Below are 22,686 nucleotides of genomic sequence, written 5' to 3'. Positions count from 1 at the left end.
TTGTTCTTTCTAAGTTCCTTGGTGCACGTAACGATTATTCTTTAAAAAGAATATTGGCTACTGAGAAGAATGAAGACATCTTCATCAGAAAAAAAAGGGGCAAAAACAGAGAAAATTGACGTAGCTACTTAAGGCAGGTGTCTCTATTGCAGCTGAGACAGCTGATCACTCATGATCAAATAAAAAAGTTATAAGCACACAGATTGGATCACAGTATCTTTTTTAAGAAGAAGATTTATCTTGCTTAAAAACTTGTAGATACTATATTTTACATAAATTCTTCATGCGAGGCCTTTATGTTTACTAATAGAATATCTAATAATCTGGATCAGCTGCAATTTTTTGTAGAGTTTTTAAATGAAAACTATGAAACTCAGAAACATCTTAGTCTTACGCCGCTACATTTAGCAGCAGGAAATGGTCAGTTGGATTTAGTCAACACTTTATTAGGAGAGGGTTTAGATATTAACTCAGAGATTAAGTACGATGCCTTTACGCCACTGTATTTTTCAATTGCAAAAAATCGCTTAGAGATGGTTAACTTTCTTATTGCTCATGGAGCAGATGTAAACCATAAGACCATTCTAGGCTTTACACCTTTAAGTTTTGCATCCCAGCAAGGATATTTAGATATAGTCAACACCTTGATTGCAAATGGAGCAGATCTTAGTACTAAAACAGATAAACTTAATACACCTTTACACCTAGCAGCAGAAAATGGTCATCTAGATATAGTAAATGTTTTTATTGAAAAGGGATTAAATGTTAATGCTGTAAATAATGATCGAGCAAGACCTTTGCATTCTGCAGTACAAAATGGTAACCTCGAAGTAGTTAAAGCTCTTATTTCACAAGGGTCTAATATTAACGCTGGATCTTCAGGCATAGGTAATCATAAAGTTGATGCAAACATTACACCCTTACATCTGGGAACACAAACTGGTAGGTTAGATATAGTTAAAGTTCTGCTTGAAGCGGGAGCAAACGTTAATGCAAAAACAGATGATAAGATTACACCTCTACATTTAGCGTCTCAAAATGGCTTTTTAGAGTTAGTAGACATTTTACTAAAAGCAAAATCTAATGTTAATGCTAAGGATTATGAGAATCTTACACCTCTACATTTAGCAGCAGAACGTAATCACTTTGGAGTAGTTAAGTCTCTTCTTCTCGTAAGGGGAATTGATGTTAATGCTAAGGACCACGATAATTCCACAGCTTTACATATAGGATCTCAGAATGGTCACTTAGAAGTAGTGAAGCTACTAATAGAGAAAAAAGCCAATGTTAATGCTAAAAAAAACGAAGGTTTTACACCTTTGCATCTAGCAATTCAGCAAAGTCATTTCGAGGTGAGTGATTTTTTAATTAAAAATGGAGCAAACATTAACACCGTGGATGATCAGAATTGGACTCCTTTACATAATGCAGCATATAATGGTTTTTCTTTAAAAATAGTAGAGAGCTTAATTGCAAAAGGAGCAAATATAAATGCAAAGATGGATGATGGTAGAAGAGCTCTACATTTGGCAGCAGAACATAATCACTTGGAAATAATGAATTTCTTGATTGAAAATGGAGCAGATATTAATGCTCTAGATAACAGAAGTTGGACTCCTCTACATTGTGCAGCATATGATGGTAATTTAGAAGTTGCTAAATCTTTGCTTGATAAAGGAGCAGACATTAATGCTAAAACAGTTAAAAGTACTACACCTCTACACTTTGCAGTAGACCATGATCATTTAGAGGTGGTTGAATTGCTCTTAGAAAAGGAAGCAGATATTAATGCTTTAGATCACACAAATTGGACTCCTTTACATTTTGCAGCAGAAAAAGGTTATGATCAGATAGCAACCGTTCTATTGAAACATGGTGCTGATGTAAATGTAAAAGAAAATCAAAATAAAGGCACAGCCCTACATCTTGCAGCTCAATATGTTCATCCTAAGGTAGTTAAAACTCTTATTATAAATGGAGCGGATGTTAATGCAAAAATGGATAAAAATGCTACGCCTTTACACTTAGGGGCACAAATTGGTAATTTAGATATAGTTAGGTCTCTACTTATGAGCGGAGCATACTTTAATGCTAGAGCTGAAGGAGGTAGATATGTTTTACCATTACACTTTGCGGAAAGAAGAGGAAACCCAGAAGTAATAAAATTACTAAAATTGGTTGAGAAGTTATTTAAGGCTATAGAAGATAATAATTATTTAGGAATTGAGAGTTCCATTAGAGATGGAGCAATCATTGATTCGAAGAACGTGGATGGAAGAACGCCATTACATTATGCTGTTAATAATGGGCACATAAAAGTTGTAAATATCTTGCTAGCAAATGGAGCTGATGCTACTCAAGTTACTAACAAGGGTAATACACCATTACACACTGCTGCTTCCAAAGGTCATAAAGAAATTATTGAAGCTTTGTTACAACGTGTAAGCCACAATAAATTGAGTGATTTTATTAATGCTAAAACAATAGTTAAAGGCACTGCATCATTGCATGTTGCTACTGAAAATAGCTTTTTTGAAGCTGTAAAGTCTTTGTTGAAACATGGTGCAATTTATAACATCAAGAATAAGGAAGGTAAAATACCACTTGATCTTTCTCGAGACCAAAATATTACTAACCTATTGAAATTAGTAGAAGAGCTGCTTGAGAATGCAAAAAATGGTAATGTTGAAATTATCAGTAAGCTGAGAGCAATAAAACCCGATGAGCGCGTAGCTGTAACAAATGCTCGTGATGATCAAGGTAAGTCATTAGTCCAGGTTGCAGTAATCAATAAACACTCAAACCTTGCAAGTAGATTATTAGAAATATTAAAAAGTCCAGATCAGAGTTTACAAGATGTCAGCGTAGAAAATCGAGTAAAGAGTTTAAAGTTATAGCTCTCTTAAATGAAACTCTAATGAGGGTGCCAAGATCTAGAAAATATACAAAAATTTTGTTACAAAATAGTGAAATTTAGGAGGATTTTAAAAATATGCTAAATAATAATATTAACAAAGAATTAGAAAAAGCAGTCTATGAACGAAACTTAGAAAAAGTTAAAGCTCTTTTGTCTGCAGGTGCTAATGCTAACCTTAGAGTAGAAAGGAATAGAGATACGTTACTTCATACTACTAGTAGTGTAGAAATTACTAAAGAGCTTTTGTTAGGTGGTGCCGAAGTCAATTCAAGAAACATGTATAGTGAAACTCCACTACATTCTGCTATAACACTGGGGAAGGAATTAGAATTAGTGAGAGAACTTCTGAAACATGGTGCTGATGTAAATGCAACAAACCGTAAAGGCAATACTGCACTGAACCATGCTGTAAAAAAAAGTGGTAAAAATCTGGAAGTAGTTAAAGAACTATTAGGATATGGAGCTGATATTAATATAAGAAATCGTGAACGACGGCTTTATGATAATTGTTCCACATCTTTAGATAACGCTGTAAGTGATCTAGCATGCGCTAAATTGTTGATTAAATTTACTTTAGTAAGGAACTTCAATAAGGATTACGGAAAAATTATTGACTTATCTCCTTATAAAGGATGCAGTAATTACAGTAAATTATCAAGTTATCTAGATGACTGTGTTTGTGAAATTCTTCAAATGAAAACAGATGAAATAAAAGATAGCCTTCCACTATATGAATTTGTTACAAATAATTTCAACATACATGTACTATATAATAATCAATTATCTGTAAGACTAGCAAAAATTGATTATTCCATACGCTATCCTATATATAATGATATCATATTAGATAAGGTAAAACCTTTTTTAGAAAGAGCAGATTTGTTAAATAAGTTAAGTAAGATACAATTTTATACTAAATTAGATGTGGCAGATCAAGATGCCAAAGAAAAGAAAATTATTCTGGATCATGATTCTACATATAATATAACTGAATATCTATCTAATGATAACTTGTTAAACTTTATAGTAGCGTTTGATGATTCCAATAAACGTACTTTTCAATCTTTAAGTTCCTTAAATAATCTCGTAGAGCCTGGTACAAGACTTTATGAAACTTCTATAAGTAATGATACCAAACGTGCAAGATTAGAATAAATACATTTTTTGTCAGTACTAGAGTTTTTTATGAACAACAATTAGTCGTATGGTTCCAGAGAGGTGATACATAAGAGATTGCTATAATGCCAAAACACTAAACTTAGTGCTTTTTTATGTAAGTTGATCATCATTTCTCTTTGTTGTTTTCAAACGGGTTATTATTAGTAGGTGTTACTAAAAATTTAAACAACCAACACATTTCCCACACCCAAAATCAAATGTTGTGAAGGCTTTTCGTCCTGAAATTGCAGGATTAGTAGATATTCTCTCAAAAATATTTTATTAACAAAAGATGCTATTTTAATTTTTGCCATATTAAGTAAACTTTGCTATTCTAATACTGGTGTAAATATATCTCAGAGAGGGTTTATGCATGTACCTAAACAACAAACCAGTTTTTATCAAGAAGATAAACAGTTTTTATCACGTTCTTACACATCAAAAGAGGAGTTTATTAGAGAATATAAAAAGCTCTACCGCAGAAAAGCAAAAGCTGAAGAACTTTATCTCCTGGTTTTAACTGAACTCGAAGAGGCAATATCAGATGGTAATGTCGACAGCTTAAAAAAATTAAGCAATTTTATTGATTACATAAGTGATGCAGAAGATCAAGTAACTTTGAGAGACTATTATGATAATGCTAACAATCCTGTTAAGAGTACTAACTTAGTTATCTTAGCTTGTAAACACAATAAGGTAAAGATTTTAGAATACCTACTTGGCAATAATAGTAAAATTCTCAGTAATTTATCTGTTGGCATCAGAGAAACTACTATATTACCAGATGATGAGGATGAAACATGCCATAATGCGTTTTATTATGCTATACGTTCAGGTAATGTTGAACTTCTTGATACACTCATTAATAAATGGCCAGGTAATTATTTTGCTGTTCATTTCAGGGAATTAGATGAAATTCTTTCACGAGCTTATGAGGAATTAAAACTAAAGAACGTATTCTTGTCAGAAGAGATAGAAATTTTTGTTGAAAATAAGTTGATAAACCTCCGTTTTTTCTCTAGTGCTTCTGGACAAGATCAGAATGTGAAGAGTTATCTTAATAACATAAGAGAGCGGATTGAGTTAGTACTTCAAAATATTAGCCTGTTAAAGGCAGGGTATTCAAACACAGAAAAAGTAGATGAAAAGTTTTTATTCATAGCAAAATTTATTGCACAAAATATTCATATATTAAAGCGGCAGTTGAAATCAACCTACGATAGACTACCTTGGGAAGAAATGGAATTTTGTTTGATCAGTTTTGTTTCTTCTCACATAAAACGACAGGAAATGAATCTATTCTATAATGCCACATTGAATAAAAGTAAAATACTAGACCACTTGGAAAATTTTGCAAAGAAACTTAAAGAAGAAAAAGATATTATAGAAGGTGTGGACATTGGTAAATTTGCTGATCTCCCGAAGTTAAAACGTGAGAGGGTTGTTGCAGAGATCGTTAGCAATTATCCTCAATTTGGAGAGTTGTATAGCGATTATCAACAAATTAGGGATATTCATTCTTTAGAGAAAATAAGTGATTATATAAAGTTGGCATTATCAGCTAATCCTAAAGAAAGGGAAGGACAGTTAATTATTACAAGGGTTTTACAGGTTATTGGTGAATATTTAAAAAACACTCTAGAATCTCCCAAGTTATCTAGCACTACAAGCGAGCTTCTTCTACTATCATTACCAAAGAACACAAGAGAAGTCATTATAGATTTACGTAACTCACTATCACATGCTTATTCACTCTCTAAAAGAACAGAGATTGAGGAAAATACAGATGTTAATTTTTTTATTGGTGTTCAAAATGACACTAAGAAAGTTGGTGATGTGATTACTAGTATTCTTTATGACAACAAAATTAAAACTGTCAGAATACTTCTAAGAAAAATTATTAATAGTGAGAACTTGGATGAGATAAAAGAAGTCACCGAAGCGTTTAGCAACGCTAAATTAGATGAAATAACCTCAGGAAACTTTGTAACAATGGAACACGAAAAGCTTAAAAAGCTCATTGCAGAACTAAGCAATAGTGTAACTGAAAAGACAAGTCACGAGCAAGAGCTGTTTAATAAAATTAATAACATAATCAATTGTGCAGGAACTCAATCAGAAAATATCAGAACTGATTATATTACAGGGTTTGCATTATTAAAGAGTTTAAGTATTGGCTTTAGTGATAATAAGATTGACCATAACGTTATTAGGGGAATGAAATTTCGTGCTAATAAAACATTAGAGAATATTGTTCCCCGAATAGAATCTCACAGCCTTAAAGAGATTGCTGAGCTATCGAAGAAGATTTCTCATAGTGTTAAGTCAAGAATACAAGAAGACAACCTTGATGAAGTAAATAGATTAACTTGCGAAATTTTTTATATTGCTGAATTTGGAACAGGTGATATCAAATGGATTGAGGAATTAAGAGAAAAGTTGAATGAGAAAGGTTCTTTTATTCCTGCATACAAACAAAAGAAGACTTACAATATAACAGAAGAAAAATATAATAACCAACTTGCACTGAAGCTATCTGAACTGAAAAGTATTTTAAGGAATAACGCATTGAGTGGTAAATTAATTGAAAAACTCCCTTCCTATAAGAGTAATAAGAAATTGCAAGCAGTAGTAGAAATGCTTGTTCTGGATATAATGTCAATCTTAGGCACCTCAAAGAATTATCTAGAAAACAATTTACTTTTCTTAGATGAGAATACTCCTTTACTAACTGGAAAATGTTTGCGTAATCACTTAGCACACGATAATGCCTTGGTTGATGTATTGTTATCTGATCCCTCAATAGCAGTTATCTTAAACGCTAAAAAACTTACTTCAGAAAACATAATGAAAAGTAAGAAAAAAGTTGGCAAGTTAGTGAGAGACGATCCTTCCAAATTGAAGGATAAATACGATCAAGGTCTTATTACTATTACTAATCAGGAAAGAATGTTTGTCGCATTGGAAGAAGGGAATCTCGAAGACTTAAAGAGTTATCTCAAAAAAGGAGCAGACATCAATGCTAGAAGTATTAACTTATGGACTACATTACATTTTGCTGCTAAGGGACCTAGTCTTGAAATTGTAAAATTTGTTCTTAATCAAAATTTAGACGTTAATGTTAAAGATATTAATGGTCAAAGCCCACTACAGATCGCTGCTGCACATGGAAGAAAAAATATTGTGAAGTTTTTTGTAGGGGAAGCTGGTTTATATGTTGATGATGCAGATAATCATGGCAAAACACCACTACACATTGCAGCCCAAAATGGTCACAAGGATACTGTTGAGGTTTTATTAAAAAATAAAGCCAGTACTGTTACTCAAGATATGAGTGGTCTTTCACCTTTATATTATGCAATAAGAAATAATCATGTTAATGTTGCTAAGGTTCTACTAGAAAAAGATACGAATGTTGATATTAATGAGGCCATGGGTGGCTTTACTCCATTGCATGAAGCTGCAGAAAGTGGTCACCTGGAGTTAGTTAATTTCTTACTTCAAAATAAGGCAGACGTTAATGCTAGAAATGACAGAGATTGGACACCATTACATGCAGCGGCGTTTAATGGCCATCTGGAAATAGTAAACGCTTTAATTCTGAAAGGGGCAAATGTTAATGCTAGTGTCATAAATGGTTGTACACCATTACACTATGCAATAGAAAACGGTCATGAAAAGATAGCTAATATTTTATTGAGGCATGGAGCTAATGTTAATGTTGTTGACAAAACCTATAATAACACACCTTTGCACTACGCAGCAAAAGATGGACATGAGAAAATTGTTAAGGCTTTACTGACAAATAAGGCAAATGCTAGTATTGCCACTGTGGAAGGTATAACCCCACTACATTTTGCAGTGCAGAGTGGCCACTTGAAGATAGTTGTTGCTCTTCTTGAGCATGGGGTTAACATTCGCGCTAAAGATAAAAATAATGCTACGCCATTACACTATGCAGCAGAGAGTGGTCATAAGGCAGTTGCTGAGCTTTTAATAAAAAATGGAGTAGAAATCAATGATAAAGCCAATAATAATCTAACACCATTACATGTAGCTGCTCTGAAAGGTCACAAAGATATTATTGAACTCCTAATAAGAAATAAAGCTGAAGTTAGAGCTCAAGACATTAAGGGTAGTACACCTTTACATGCAGCTGCTATGAACGGTAGCAAAGATGTTATTGATCTCTTGATAAAAAATAAAGCTGAAGTCGATGCTAGAACTAATGATGGTATGACACCATTACATTCAGCTGCTCTAAATGGCCGTGGAGATGCTGTTGTTTTCCTAATAAAAAATAAAGCTGAAGTAAATGCTAAAGCTAATTATGGTCTTACACCGTTACATGCAGCTGTTGTAGAAGACCATAAAGACGTTGTTAATCTTTTAATAAAAAATAAAGCTAAAGTTAACGCGGAAGGTATTGCAGGCAGTACACCATTACATGTAGCTGTGGAAGCAGGTCATAAGGAAATCGTTGAGATTCTGGTAGCAAATGGAGCCAATGTTAATGTTAAGAGCAATAACCTAACACCATTGCTTTCTGCTATTAAATATAATCATAAGGAAATCGTCGAAGTTCTTATAGCAAATGGAGCTAGTGTTAATGTAGAAGGTGGTGAACCTTTATTACTCGCAGTTCTTGCTGGCTACAGAGATATTGTAGAGATTTTGCTAAGAAATAAAGCTTATGTTAACACAAAAGGTCCTGAAAATACTACACTATTGCATTTGGCTGCTAAAAGAGGTGATAAGGAGATAGTAAATGCTCTGATAACAAAAGGAGCTAATGTTGATGCTATGACTATTAATGGTACAACACCGTTATATCTTGCAGCACAAGAAGGTCATGGGGAAATTGCTGAAACTTTGATAGCAAATAGGGCTAATGTTAACATTGTAAATGTTGAAGGTGCTCCGCTACATATAGCTGCAGGACACGGCCATGATAATGTTGTTGAAGTCCTATTAAGTAATGGAGCAAAAATTAATGTTAAAGACAATAAGAGTAGAACATCTTTAGAATTAGCAGTGTCACATGGTCATTTGCAAGTGGTTAAAATGTTACTGCAGTATAAAAAAGTAGATATGAATGCTAAAGGCAATGATGATTGGACTATACTGCACATTGCTTCACAGGAAAGTAACTTGGAAATGGTAAAATGTCTAGTAGATGAAGGGTCTAATATTAATGCTAAAAATGCCTCTGGATCAAAGCCTATACACATTGCAGCTAGAGAAGGTTATAAAAATACCGTAGAGTTTTTCCTTAGCAAGGGGTTGAGTATTAATGAGCTTGGTGCAGCTAACCAGACATTACTACACTATGCTGCAATGAAAGGTCGGTTAGAAGTTGTAAAGTATTTGATAGCACAAGGTGCTGACGTTAATGCTAAAGATACTAATGGCTTAACCCCTATGCATATTGCTGCTAATTTTGGTTATAAAGACGTTATTGAAGTTTTATTAAAAAATGGTGCAGTTTATAACGCTGTTGACAAGCTTTGTAGAAGACCATTAGAAATGACTAACGATAAAGACGTTATCAATCTATTAGCATCAACTGAGAAATTATTTGAGGCTGTAAAACGTAATAGCTCTTCAGAGGTTGAGAATTACATTCAAGCAGGAGCGTTTGTTAATGCCAAAAATGCTGATAGTGTAACACCATTATATTATGCTGCATGGAAGGGCTATGATGGAGTTGTCAATATTCTATTACAAAATAAAGCTAATCCTAATGTGGTCGGTAACAAGGGGTTTACTCCTCTGCATTATGCTGCTAAGTTCTCTCACTTAAAAGTTGTAAAGGCCCTATTGTCTAATGGTGCAGTATACAATGCTGTCTCTGACAGTGGGAAAACACCATCAGATTTTACTGTGGATAAAAGTATAACTAGCTTATTTAAACTAGTCAGTGAATCATTTAAAAAGGTTAAAGATGGTAATGCTCAAGTTATTAATGACCTAAATAAGATAAAGGATATTGATACAGTAAAAGCAGTGATGAGTGCTCGTAATAGAGAGAACAAAACGTTAGTAGTTGCTGCAGTACATAGTAACTTTTCAAAAGTCGAGCAGTTGAAGCAGATATCGCAAAGTGACGTATCCGCTCAGATTGATACAGCTTTAGTGCTCTTGAATCAAGGCAATTACCAAAAAGCCTTAAGTATTTTCAGAAGCGCATTTGAAAGAAGAAAAGAAATACTAGGACCAGACAATCCTGGTACTTTAGATATTCAGACATATATAGCCAAAGTGCTATATAAGCAAGGAATTTACCAAGAAGCTTTAAATATGCTTGAAGAGATTTTTCAGAAACAAAAAGAAATGCTGGGTTTAAACGATAAGGATACTTTAAGTACAAGAAGTACAATCGCTTTAGTGCTGCATAGACAGGGGAAAGATGAAGAAGCTTTTAATATTTATCAAGAAGTCTATCAGAGACAAAAGGAAATACTAGGGTCAAATCATTCAGATACCTTAAATACTCAGTTTCACATGGCATTAGTATTAGATAAACAGGGAAAATATGAAGAAGCGTTAAATATCAATAGGGCAGTTTTTGAAAAGAGGAAAGAAACACTAGGTACACATGATCTAGCCACTGTGAGTGCCAAAAATAATATAGCAATGGTACTAGCTAACCAAGGTAAATACGAAGAGTCCTTAAAAATCTATAAAGAGGTTTTTGAAAAGAAGAAAATAATTTTAGGTATTAATCATGCTGATACCTTGAGAACGTTACATAACATTGCTGGGGTACTCTTCAATCAAAATAAACATCATGAAGCCTTGAAAGCTTTTCAAGAGGTTTTAAATATCCAGAAAAAAGCTTTACAACAAAATCACCCAGAAACCTTGAATACTCAATACAACATAGCAAATGTACTTTTTGCTCAAGGGAAATGGATCAGCGCACTTAAAGTCTACAGAGAAAGTTTTGATCAAAGAAAAGCTGTTTTTGGACCAAGTCATCCGAGTGTTTTAGATATTTTAAAAAAGATAGAGATGATTAATTTTAGATTTAAGCTTGAGGGTAGCGAAGCATCAGAGGTTCTCCAGCATCTGCAGAAAGATATCAACATTGCTGCTAGTAAAGGTGATATACGAACTGTTCAGCGTCTGTTAAAAGATGGAGCTGATGCCAACGATAAAGATATTGATGGAAGAACACCGTTGCATTACGCTGTTAGCAATGGACACATAGATATAGTAAACATCTTACTAACAAATGGAGCTAATGTTAGTCAAGTTACTAATAAAGGTAATACACCATTACACACTGCTACTTCCAAATGTTACAAAGAAATTGTTGAGGTTCTGTTACAACATATCAGTCGTGATAAATTAAATGACTTTGTTAATGCTAAAACTACTTCTAGTGGTACTACATCACTTCATGTTGCAGCTAAAGGTGGCTCCTTGGAAGTTGTAAAATCTTTATTAAAACATGGTGCAATTTATAACATCAAGAATAAAGAAGGTAAAGCACCACTTGATCTTTCTCGAGACCAAAATATTACTAACCTATTGAAATTAGTAGAAGAGCTGTTTGAGAATGCAAAAAATGGTAATGTTGAAATTATCAGTAAGCTGAAAGCAATAAAACCTGATGAGCGCGTAGCTGTAACAAATGCTCGTAATGATCAAGACAAGTCATTAGTCCAGGTTGCAGTAATCAATAAACACTCAAACCTTGCAAGTAGATTATTAGAAATATTAAAAAGTCCAGATCAGAGTTTACAAGATGTCAGCGTAGAAAATCGAGTAAAGAGTTTAAAGTTATAGCTCTCTTAAATGAAACTCTAATGAGGGTGCCAAGATCTAGAAAATATATAAAAATTACAGTGGACTTTACATCTTACTAATTATAAATTAACTTACTACCTAATCAATTCCTGAGTTATGTATGAGTAACATTTTGATAATATTAGCAGCAGGAAAGAGCAGTAGAATGAATTCTGAATATTCAAAAGCGTTGCACCAAGTGGGAAATCTTACTCTTTTAGAACATATAATTTCTAATGCAAAATTGCTGAGTCTAAAAAGCTTATCAATTGTTGTTAACAACTCCCTTCTAAAAGATTTAGAAAACTTTGATACTCTAAAAAGTATAATCGATCAATACAATATAAAACTAATAATTCAAGAAGATATTACAGGCACTGGCACTGCAGTTAAAATTGCTCTAGAAAATCTGGAGGAGTTATCTGATCAAGACATAGTTTTAATACAGTATGGAGACACTCCTTTTATATCTAGCGATACAGTTATGAAAATGACTGATTGTTTAAAGTATAATAATTTAGTTCTTCTTGGATTCAATAGTCAAGATGAACAATATGGAAGATTAGTAATTGATAATTACGGCAATGTTCAAAAAATCCTAAAAAATGGAGATAAAATGCTTCTTGCAAACTCTGGAATAATAGCTTCATATGCTAAAGATCTCTTTACCTTAGTAAAAGAAATAAAATTTAATAATTCGACCAATGAATATTGTCTTAATGATATAGTGCCCATTGCAGCAAACAATAACTTGAGTGTAGGTTATGTAGTTTCTGATGAAAGAGAAGCAATGGGAGTAAATAATAAGGAGGATTTGATTAAAGCCGAACACTATTTTCAAGAAAGAAGGCAGCCAACTTTTCTTTCATAATTACATTTTTTTATTCATTAATTTAAGTTGACATTTGTTTTATACTGGTTTTATAATACCTTTTGATTCTTACTTGTAAGATAATTGGTACGACAAATTTTCCTAGTTGTAGTGAGAGGGTATACATGGGGATATTAATAACAGGTGCTGCAGGTTTGATAGGGTCAACCTTGGTGAAAAAGTTAGAAAACCAAGGCCATGAAGTAATAAGCTGCGATATTAGATTTCACGATAATCCACTCAGTTTTTTTTCAGAAGATATAGTACCACTACTTGCTCAGTGTACAGGAATCATTCATCTGGCTGCAATTTCTAGAGTTATACATGGTGAACTTTATCCTACACTGTGTCAAAAGATTAATGTTGATGGTACAATGCGGTTTTTAGGGTTATGTAAGTCACTTCCAAATAAACCATGGTTTATATATGCAAGTAGTAGGGAAGTCTATGGAGAGCAGAAGGAACTGCCAGTTACAGAATCTGCTAGTATCGATCCAATAAATAATTATGCAAAAGGTAAAGCATTTATTGAGGAACAAATAACAAGTTCAAAAGATTTTAATGTAGCAATATTACGCTTTTCAAATGTATACGGTGGTTTACTAGATCATAACAGTAGAGTGATTCCTGCACTCTGTATTAATGCATTAAGAGGTGATCCAATTAAAATAGAAGGTAAAGAATGTGTTTTTGATTTTACCTATTTGGATGATGTTATAGAGGGTATATGCTTAACTGTTAAATATTTACAAAGCGAAAAATCTTCCCTTCCTGCTATTCATCTTACTACTAATAGCCCATGTACTTTAGAAAACTTAGCAAAAACAATATTAAAAGTCACGAAAAGTGATTCTAGAATTGATTTTTATCCTCCAAGAAATTTTGATGTAACTAAGTTCCATGGTGATTTTACTAGAGCTAAAGAGCTACTTGGTTGGTCTCCAAAACATTCATTAGAAGTAGGATTAAGTAAATTTATAAAAAGTCTACAAAACAATACACAAGAACATCCTAACAATATAGATATGGTAATATATGAAAATATTAAAAGTTATTCATGGTTACCCTCCTTATTATAGTGCTGGTTCAGAGGTTTATAGCCAAACTCTTGCTCATGAACTAGCAAATAACAATGAGGTACAAGTATTTACTAGGTATGAAAATAGCTTTTTACCTGATTTTTATTACACTACAGTCCTAGATCGTAGTGATTCCCGGATTTTACTGCATTTAATTAATATACCTACAGCTAAATATCGTTATAAATTTATCAATGAAGAAGTAAATATAAAATTTAAAAGAATAATAGATAACTTTCAGCCAGATCTTATACATTTTGGTCATCTTAATCATCTATCAATTACTTTACCAGAAATTGCTTTTAAAGAAAATATACCTACAATTTTTACGCTACATGACTTTTGGTTAATGTGTCCAAGAGGAAGGTTTATTCAACGTAATTCTGAAGATTTATTACAGCTTTGTGATGGACAAAAGGATCAAAAATGTGCAACCCAATGTTACAAGGGATATTTTACAGGAGATGAAGAATTCCTGAATTCAGACATAAATTATTGGGAACAATGGGTTGCAACTAGAATGAAGCACACAAGGAAAATAATAGACTATATAGATTACTTTATTTCCCCATCGAAATTCTTGATGGACAAATTTACTCAGGATTTTAATGTTCCGATAAACAAAATTTCTTATCTTGATTATGGTTTTGATCTCAATCGTCTTAAGAAGAGAAATAGAGTACAAGAAAAAGAGTTTATTTTCGGTTATATTGGTACTCATACTCCCGAAAAAGGTGTTGATCTATTATTGAAAGCTTTTTCTCACTTATCATCTAAAGCAAAACTTAGAATTTGGGGAGCAGCAAGAGAAGAAACTAAAGCTTTAAAAGCGATTGCCGATCAGTTTTCACCTGTTGTTAAAGAAAGAATAGAATGGATGGGAAGTTATGATAATAAGAATATAGTTACTGACGTATTTAATAAAGTCGATGCAATAGTCGTTCCTTCAATTTGGGGTGAAAATTCACCGTTAGTAATACATGAAGCACAGCAACTTAGAATACCAGTTATAACAGCCGATTATGGTGGCATGGCAGAATATGTAAGAGATGGACTATTATTTAAGCACAGAGATGCAAGTAGTTTGTCAGAAAAAATGCAAGTCCTATCTACAGATCAGGAGTTATATAATAAACTTACCCAAAAAAGGCCTTATACTGAAAATGGAAATATACCTTCTATAGGTGAGCATACTGAGAAACTTAACAAGATTTACCGTAATGCTATTGAAAAGAAAGGCAAATCAGTAGCTGTGAAACCTGGTCCTTGGAGAATTACTTTTGATACTAATCCAGATTACTGCAATTTTGCTTGTATAATGTGCGAATGTTTTTCACCATACAGCAAAGTTAAAGAAGAGAAGAAAGCTAAAGGAATAAAACCTAAGATACTGTCGATAGAAACTATCAGAAAAGTAATTAAGGAAGCAGCTGGCACACCTTTAAGGGAAATCATTCCTTCTACTATGGGTGAGCCTTTAATGTATAAAAGCTTTGACGAAATAATCAATTTGTGCCATGAGTTCGGCCTTAAGCTTAACCTCACAACCAATGGTTCTTTTCCCATTAAAGGAGCTAGAAAATGGGCTGAACTATTGGTACCAATTTTATCTGATGTTAAGATTTCCTGGAATGGGGCAACTAAAGAAACTCATGAAAGAATCATGAAAGGTTCAAAATGGGAAGTAGTGACAGAAAATTTAAAAACTTTCCTTGAAGTTAGAGATAAATACTTTAGCGATACAGGTGAAAGGTGTACCGTTACTTTACAATTAACATTTTTGGAAAGTAATTTACATGAACTCTATGACATAGTTAAGATGGCCATAAAAAATGGCATAGATAGAGTTAAAGGACATCATCTTTGGGCACATTTTGAGGAAATTAAGGATCTATCTATGAGAAGAGATGAGTTAGCAATTAGTAGATGGAATACAGAGGTGAGAAGGTTATATGAGCTTAGAGATAATATGCTATTACCAAATGGTAAAAAGATAAAATTAGAAAATTTTACAATTCTTTCTCAAGAAGGTATTAAGGATTTGGCTCCAGGTGGTCAATGCCCATTTTTAGGTAAAGAAGCATGGATAAACAATGAAGGAAAGTTTAGTCCTTGCTGTGCTCCAGATGAACTCCGTAAGACATTAGGAAATTTTGGTAATGTTAATGAGGTTAAACTCGAGGAAATATGGCAGAGTAGTGAGTACCTAAGCTTACAAAAGAATTATTTAAATTACAAATTATGCAAAACATGCAACATGAGAAAACCTTTGATCAATTAATCAAAGATAATCTTAGATCTATTAAAATTTCACCGTGTGAGAGCTTTCACGAATTACTAGGAAATCCTTTGTATGAAAATAGGTTTATAAAGGTTGGTAAATTTCATGAGCCCGGTCTTGCACCGGTTTATGATCAGACAGGTGCTTATCATATCAATGTAAGAGGAGAAGCAGTTTATCATAATAGATTTCTAAAAACTTTTGGATTCTACTTTAATAGAGCAGCCGTAGAAGATGATACAGGGTGTTACCATATTGATTCATTTGGATGTAGAGTATACAAACAGTCTTATCAATGGATTGGAAATTATCAGGAAGATGCTTGTGTAGTTAGAAGACATGATAAATGTTTTCATATTAATTTAAATGGCAACAGGATTTATCAGGAGGAATATGATTATGTTGGAGATTTTAAGGATGGTATCGCTGTAGTCTATAAGGATGGCAAAGCTACACATATTAATCATCATGGAAAGTTAGTACATAATAAATGGTATAAAAAACTTAATGTTTTTCATAAAGGGTATTCTATTGCAGAAGATCAACATGGTTGGTTTCATATAGATATTAATGGTGATCCTATTTACCAGCAGAGATTTAAAATGGTAGAAGCATTTTATAATGGGATGGCAAAAGTTGAAACTTTTGAAGGTGTGTTAGAACAAATCGATATTACCGGAAATGTAAAGTTTAGTATTTTTGATTTAGGTAAAGAATCTCAAGTGCATAGGATTTCTGCAGAACTTTCAGCCTTTTGGAAAACGTACCTAACAAGCGTTGCTATTGAACTTGATTTGTTAAATATTTTACCTGCAACTATGCCAGTTTTATCTAAAAAGTTAAACATTATCGTACCAAATCTAGAAAGGCTGTTAAGGGCGTTGTGGGAAATAGGGTTTATTGATTACGATAAGGACGAGGACTTATGGAAACTATCATCAAAAGGTAAGTGTTTTAAGGAAATACCATTTTTGCCAAAAGCAGCAACGATGTGGGCAAGAGTTGCCGCTGAAAAGAATTGGTTAAAGATTGCCGATATACTAAAACAGAAGTCCATCTCTTCATTTGAATCTTTTAAGGAAAGAGAAGCATCAGAAGATAAGAAAATAGTGTTTTACCAAGCATTGCTAGGATATTCTAGGTTTGATACTAAAGAGTTTAATTCTAGGATTAATATAGATGGTGCTAAGAATATATTACTATTTGGTGTACACTCTTTATTTCTTGCTTATTCTGATATACACAATAAAGGTTCTATAGGCCTATATAACAAACATAAAGTACCAAGACAGTTAGTAGAAAATTTAAAAGTCAAACTTATAACTCAGGAAGAACTATCAGTTACAAATTATGAATTAGGTGTCTTTTGCCGCTTTTTACAGCACTATGATGATGATAAAGTATTGTCTTATTTAAAATTGGTCAAAGGAATATCTCGTATTTTATTGATAGAAACTATTTTAGATTACCGCTCTCCAGCTGGAGGCTCTGTAGATATTAATGTCATGGTTGAAACAGGAGGTAAACTAAGAACATTAAGCGATTGGGAAAAAATACTCAAACAAGTAAAAGGATTCAAAATTTCTTCTGTTGTACCTTTAACAGATTACTTATCAGTTATTGATGTCAGGTGTTAATCACATGGAAACATTACAAAAAAATGGTTTTTTTATTATCAAAAATCTGGTTCCTTTAGAGCTAATAATTCAGTCTTTAAGTGATATAACAAATAAGATATCAGAGCTATCCCAAGAAATAAGTGTTTCAACTTCTGACTACTTAAACTGTACCGGCAGATGGGGCACGTCATCTCGAGTAACTAGAATTATCTCTCAAGCATTAGATAAAATTATTAAAAATTACCTTGAAAAGTCACTTCAGTGTCAAATACTGCAGAAAAAATCAAATGTTATATGTAAAACTGCTGATTTAATAGATGCAGTTCCCTTCCATCAAGACATCTCCTATAGTTTCAATGATCCTTACCACTTTTCTGTTTGGTTAGCTTTGAATAATGTCAGTGAAACTTCAGGTGCACTGCAAATTATAGAAAACAGTCATAAATGGGAAATACAGCCTTTAGTTGATTTTTGGTACCCATATTTTTTTGATCAGTACTCAAGTAATCGGGAAAATTACAAAATTAAGTCACTACCTATTTCAGCAGGAGATGCGATAGTTTTTGATTCCCGGTTATGGCATGGTAGTGATAAGAATACAGATGCTAAAGATAGATTTGCTTATGTAACAAGGTGGATTATAAAAGATCAAGACCTTCCCTTTGTGCCAAAACCTCAGCCTTCAGTTTTTGGTATACTCAATTGTGGTGAGTTAACAGAATCTATACTGAGAGAATGCTTGTCATTGTTTTGCTACCAGGAAAGTATAAAAGTAAAAAACATGGAAGAACTTATCAAGAGCTGGTTAGCCTTGATTACAGACACAACTACAAATATTTCTGAGATCGACACTACTGAGGCTAAGCGAAATTTATATAAGCTACTTATTCTCAATCAAGCATCAGCACTACATGATGCTGGAGACATCTCAGGAAAAATATACAAAAATTTATGGTTTTCACTACTTGTATTTCTCAATAAAAAAGTCAACGTAGTGGAGCTAGCATTATAAATGAACAGAGGTAGAGTTGATAGCTTCAAATGTGTATTGATGTTCATCTTGAATATAGTATCTAAATTCAAACTTAATGTACTTATAATGTCTTTAGTTGCCCTGGTGGTAGCTGTTGATTTGTCTTTTAGAAAGTATTTAGTAAAAAATATTCTAGATACAGCTGTAAAATATCAGGAAGGTAATGTAATTGAAAATCTTTTATTACCTGTAAGCGCTTATCTTGGTATGGCATTACTTATCACTACTGCTTTTAGATTCTATGGCTATTTTGTTGACATTCGAATGTTTACCTTAATGCGTCAAAAAATAGCTGATATGTCTTTTTGTAGGCTACTCCAACAAGACCATTCCTATTATCAGAACAATTTATCCGGAAGTTTAGTACATAAGGCCAGTAACTTAATGGATAGTGTAATAGAGTTAATAAGATTGCTTATAGATTGTTTTTTCGGTTACAGCATAGCATTAGTCTTAGCTATTTATACCTTATCATTAGTAAACATAAAATTTGCAATCGCTACATTCACTTGGGTAAGCATTTTTATTTTAGTATCGATTTTCAGCTTTCGTGTACTTACTGAACTAGCTGATAATTACTCTAAACAAAATTCACAAGTAATAGCTAGTATAGCAGATAGTATTTTAAATGTTATATCAGTAAGGCTATTTACTCAGCAAGCACATGAGAGACACAAATTTTTTCAAATATGCAAGAAAAGAACTATTGCAGAGAGAAAATTACAATGGGCATACTTTTGTCTTTGGTTTATATATGGCTATTCATTTGATATACTCCAAGCAGTAAACTTGTACTTTTTAATTTATGATTATCAATTGAACAAAATCGCAATAGGAGATATTGCTCTTGTACTTGGAATTAATATATCGATCATAGAATTTCTTAACCATCTAACTAGGAATCTTACGCAATTTTCTACTCATTTCGGCAAAGTTTCAGATGCATTGCCAATCTTGACTACTGTACCAGAAATTCAAGATAAGGAAAATGCTAAAGAATTAAATTTATTAAGTGGAAGAATAACGTTTAATAATGTTTCTTTTTCTTATGAAGGTCAGGAGCCATTATTTCAAGATTTCTCAGTTACCATTAATCCTTGCGAAAAGGTAGGCCTAGTTGGTTATTCTGGAGGTGGTAAATCTACTTTTATAAACTTAATTCTAAGGCTATTTGATGTGAAAAAAGGTAATATACAGATTGATAATCAAATAGTATCAGAAGTTACACAGAGTTCTTTGAGGCAACAAATATCTGTAATACCTCAAGACCCATTGTTATTTCATGATACTATTTTAGCAAACATCATATATGGTAGACTTCAATCCACTATCGAAGAAGTAATGAGAGCTGCAAAGCTGGCTGGTATTCACGATTTCATTATGACTCTACCAGATCAATATGGAACTACAGTTGGAGAAAAAGGCATCAAGCTATCTGGAGGAGAAAAACAAAGAATAATAATAGCAAGGGCATTTTTAAAAAACGCTCCAATATTATTTCTCGATGAACCAACTAGTCAGTTAGATTCTATAACAGAAAAAACAATTCAAATGAGTTTATTCAAATTGATGAAAAATAAAACTACGATTACTATAGCACACCGTATTTCTACACTTTTACACATGGACCGAATTCTAGTATTTAACAAAGGAAAAATTGTCCAAGATGGTAAACACGCTGAACTAGTTTCTAAACACGGTCTTTATAAAGAACTTTGGAATGCTCAAATTGGTTGTTTGAATGGAAAAAAATAAGATGGAAAAAATTATTGATCTGAGAAGTGACACTACAACTCTGCAGAGCTCCAACGTTATACATGCAATAAGTAATGCAACTGTTGGAGATTTTGCTTATGGTGAAGACAAAAGCTGTAATGACTTATCAGAATATTGCAAACAATTATTCAAAGTAGAAGAAGCATTATTTGTAACCAGCGGTATGCTTGCAAATAGATTAGCCATTGCCAGTCAAACAAGTCCTGGTGATGAACTAATAACTCATTATAATTATCACGTTAATTTTTTCGATAGCGCAGGCAATGCAAAAGTAAATAATATTGTATTTAATTGTATTAGAAATAATAGCGGAATCTTAGATGTTGATGAAGTAGAATATGCTATTAATTCTAAGCCGAGGTATAAAATTTTCGCTCAGGTGAGTCTTGTTTCTATAGAAAATAGTATAAATGGGTTTAATGGTAAAATTTATCCTTTTGAAAAACAAGTCGAGTTATATCACTTTTTAAAAGCTCACAATGTAAATCTTCATTTAGATGGTGCAAGAATATTTAATGCTCATATCGAAACAAATATTGCTTTAGCAGATTATGCTAAATATGTTGATACAATGAGCTTTTCTTTTACCAAAGGACTTGGAGCTCCTTTTGGTTCAATGCTTATGGGTAAAAGAGAGATAATTGAAAGGGCTAAAAAGCTACAGGTTTGGCTAGGTAGTGGTTATCATCAGATAGGGTATTGTGCTAATGCAGCAAAATATGTACTACAGAATAATATCTCTAGGCTTAAAGAAGATAATAAGCTTGCTAAATTATTTGCAGATAAGATTAAAGAAATTCCACATGTAAAGCTGATACTACCTTATCCAGAAACTAACATAGTAAGCTTTAGTATAAAAGCACTAAATGTAACTAATGAGGTTTTCTTGAGTAAGTGCCAAGCTTATGGTTTATTGCTTTTTCCTTGGTTCGAGTCTCATATAAGAGCAGTTACCCATCTTGGCACAAAGGAAACAGACATCATGAAAGCTGCTGAAATTATAAAGGAGGTTGTGTTAAATTTAATATGAGAATAAAAATAGATTTCTTTAGCGATTCAAACACTGACCCTTCAGCCAAAATGAGGGAAGCGATGGCTAAAGCAAAAGTTGGAAACGAAGCTGCATGTGAAGATCCAACTGTGAACGAATTAGTGGCAACCGCATGTAAAATATTAGGTAAACCTGCAGGAATCTTTTTGATTTCAGGAACGATGTCCAATGTAATTGCTTATAAAGTACACATTCAAAGACCTGGTGATTACTTGCTGCTTGATGAAACTTCACATCCGCTCATAGTACAATCTGGCTTGATCGCAGCCCAGGCACATGCCACTCCTTTGCCAATCAAAGGTACGAGAGGAATATTTACTGGAGAACAAATTATTGAGTTTATTACTCGTCCTAGTTTAAGAAATATTCCGAGAGTTGGGCTTGTTTCTATCGAACAAACGACTAATTTTGGTGGTGGAGCTGTGTGGCCTTTAGAATATATTCAAGAGATCTCAAGTCTCTGCAAAGAGAATGACGTATTCACTCATTTAGATGGAGCAAGACTGTTCAACGCTTGTGCTCATACTAAAATATCTCCAAAGGAGTATGCAAGTTATTTTGATTCGGTATTCATTGATTTTAGTAAAGGATTAGGTGCTCCAATGGGCGCAATATTGCTTGGAAGTGAAGAGTTTATTGAAAAAGCTTGGTACTATAAGTTTCAAATTGGCGGAGGTATGCACCAAGCTGGCATTATTTCAGCTGCATGTTTATATGCTCTACATAATAATGTAAATTCTTTAGAAGAAGATCATAAAAAAATGCAGCACCTTATAGAAGGCCTAGACTCCATAGATCAAGTTATAATTGATATCGACCTGTATAAAACTAATATAGCGTATTTTTCATTACGTACTAATTGTATATCTACTCAAGAATTAATAAACGTACTAATGAAAAATTATGGAATTAGAATGGCTAACATCAAAGGTAAAATCAGAGCTATAACACATAGAGATATAAGCTATGAAGATATTAATACTACTGTATCTGCTATAAGAAAGATACTAAGTAATTTTCTGCACTAATTGTTTGCAAACTTCTTGTCAAATAATATTATACCAATATAGTATTATGCTAGCATCTGCATAGAGCTATTTGGGAATA

General features: G+C 33.0%; 11 protein-coding genes. All 11 read left to right on the top strand.

What is annotated here, in order from left to right:
- The first annotated feature begins 296 nt into the window (after positions 1–296).
- The 11 genes from LB100_RS01590 to LB100_RS01540 all read left to right on the top strand — a co-directional run bounded on the left by LB100_RS01590 (position 297) and on the right by LB100_RS01540 (position 22,607).
- Positions 297–2,897: an ankyrin repeat domain-containing protein gene (locus tag LB100_RS01590; protein ID WP_456201165.1), complete on the top strand. Its 2,601-nt coding sequence runs from the start codon at positions 297–299 to the stop codon at positions 2,895–2,897.
- 95 nt (positions 2,898–2,992) lie between these two features.
- Positions 2,993–4,072: an ankyrin repeat domain-containing protein gene (locus LB100_RS01585; protein ID WP_456201163.1), complete on the top strand. Its 1,080-nt coding sequence runs from the start codon at positions 2,993–2,995 to the stop codon at positions 4,070–4,072.
- Between the two features lie 372 nt (positions 4,073–4,444).
- Positions 4,445–11,869 (top strand): ankyrin repeat domain-containing protein, encoded by a 7,425-nt coding sequence (locus LB100_RS01580; RefSeq protein ID WP_456201161.1) that lies wholly within the window; start codon positions 4,445–4,447, stop codon positions 11,867–11,869.
- Positions 11,870–11,990: 121 nt separating this feature from the next.
- Positions 11,991–12,740, top strand: coding sequence for an NTP transferase domain-containing protein (locus tag LB100_RS01575; RefSeq protein ID WP_265022376.1), 750 nt, complete (start codon positions 11,991–11,993; stop codon positions 12,738–12,740).
- A 125-nt stretch (positions 12,741–12,865) separates the two neighbouring features.
- Positions 12,866–13,819: an NAD-dependent epimerase/dehydratase family protein gene (locus LB100_RS01570; RefSeq protein ID WP_456201160.1), complete on the top strand. Its 954-nt coding sequence runs from the start codon at positions 12,866–12,868 to the stop codon at positions 13,817–13,819.
- A complete protein-coding gene (locus LB100_RS01565) occupies positions 13,776–16,100 on the top strand; it encodes a glycosyltransferase (protein WP_456201158.1) in 2,325 nt (774 codons plus the stop codon). The genes LB100_RS01570 and LB100_RS01565 overlap by 44 nt, the downstream gene beginning before the upstream one ends.
- On the top strand, positions 16,061–17,737 hold the full coding sequence (locus tag LB100_RS01560; RefSeq protein WP_456201156.1) for a WG repeat-containing protein: 1,677 nt from the start codon (positions 16,061–16,063) through the stop codon (positions 17,735–17,737). The genes LB100_RS01565 and LB100_RS01560 overlap by 40 nt, the downstream gene beginning before the upstream one ends.
- 4 nt (positions 17,738–17,741) lie before the next feature.
- Positions 17,742–18,731 (top strand): phytanoyl-CoA dioxygenase family protein, encoded by a 990-nt coding sequence (locus LB100_RS01555; protein WP_456201155.1) that lies wholly within the window; start codon positions 17,742–17,744, stop codon positions 18,729–18,731.
- Positions 18,732–20,507 carry an ABC transporter ATP-binding protein gene (locus LB100_RS01550; RefSeq protein ID WP_456201153.1) on the top strand — a complete coding sequence of 592 codons (1,776 nt, stop codon included), beginning with the start codon at positions 18,732–18,734 and terminating at the stop codon, positions 20,505–20,507.
- 1 nt (position 20,508) lies between these two features.
- Positions 20,509–21,558, top strand: coding sequence for a threonine aldolase family protein (locus LB100_RS01545; protein WP_456201246.1), 1,050 nt, complete (start codon positions 20,509–20,511; stop codon positions 21,556–21,558).
- Positions 21,555–22,607 carry a threonine aldolase family protein gene (locus LB100_RS01540; RefSeq protein ID WP_456201152.1) on the top strand — a complete coding sequence of 351 codons (1,053 nt, stop codon included), beginning with the start codon at positions 21,555–21,557 and terminating at the stop codon, positions 22,605–22,607. The genes LB100_RS01545 and LB100_RS01540 overlap by 4 nt, the downstream gene beginning before the upstream one ends.
- Positions 22,608–22,686: the final 79 nt, after the last annotated feature.

Source organism: Wolbachia endosymbiont of Protocalliphora sialia (genome assembly GCF_053891855.1).
This window is presented reverse-complemented; position numbering and strand designations above follow the sequence as displayed.